We start from the raw sequence: 1008 nt of genomic DNA on the forward strand, positions 1-1008 counted from the left end.
TACCTCCCGCTGGCCACCGACACCCTGGTGGCCTGCGCGATCGCCCGCGAGATCGCCGCAGCGTATCCGGTTCACCTCCTTCCTCCGGTGACGATCTCCTGCTCGCACGAACACGCGGCATGGCCGGGAACCGTGAGCATCTCCTCCGTCACTCTCCACGCGGTGGTACGGGACATCGCCGAATCGCTCCGTCGCTCGGGCGTCGAGGCCCTGGTCCTGGTCAACGGCCACGGCGGGAATTACGTCCTCGGCAATGTCGTCCAGGAATCCGCCGGCAGCGGTGTGCGGATGGCGCTTTTCCCGGCCCCGGAGGACTGGGACGCGGCCCGGGATCGCGCCGGTGTGCGCACCTCGCTACTCAGCGACATGCATGCCGGGGAAATCGAGACCTCCATTCTTCTGCACTGCCATCCCGAATTGGTCAGGCCCGGTTACGAGACCACGGATTTCATCGCCGACGACCGCAGGCATCTACTCACCCTCGGTATGTCGGCCTATACCGAGACCGGTGTCATCGGGCGTCCTTCGCTCGCCTCCGCCGAAAAGGGGAAGCAACTGCTCGCGGCCCTCGCCGACTCCTTCCAGGCGTATTTCTCCCTGGTCGCCCCGGACGAGGCCGACAGCGGTGCGGCCGGTACCGACGACTCCGCGATGGAACACGGCTCCTGACGTCCCGTCAGGACCACTGCCCGCGGCACAGGAGGCGAGCGTGGGTACGGGGAGTACGGCACGGGGGCGCGGAACGCGTGGGGGGTGCGCTCCGCGCCGCCCGGTCACCTGCACCGCCACGGAGGCTGCTTCCGCGCCCACGGCCACGGCCTCGTCGCCGCCCGGTGGGTCCCCGTCCACCGCCGGGGGTGGCCCACCGACGTCGACGGGCTCGGACGCCACGCCCGTCCGGGAGCTCCGCATCCCCGTGTACCACCGGGCGAGCAGGACCGGGATGCCGGGAAGGCTCGCGACGAAACTGAGGACGCCGTACACGACCGCGACAGTCAGCCCCGTGTC

At 69.8% G+C, this 1008-nt stretch carries 1 protein-coding gene; it reads left to right on the plus strand.

The window, feature by feature from the left end; all coding sequences use genetic code 11:
* The coding region (locus VXC91_RS46045; protein WP_329513278.1) for a creatininase family protein at positions 1-669 on the plus strand (669 nt) is incomplete at its 5' end.
* Between the last annotated feature and the right edge of the window lie 339 nt (positions 670-1008).

Origin of the sequence: Streptomyces chiangmaiensis (assembly GCF_036281785.1) — a bacterium.
In the GTDB taxonomy this organism is placed as follows: Bacteria; Actinomycetota; Actinomycetes; order Streptomycetales; family Streptomycetaceae; genus Streptomyces; species Streptomyces chiangmaiensis.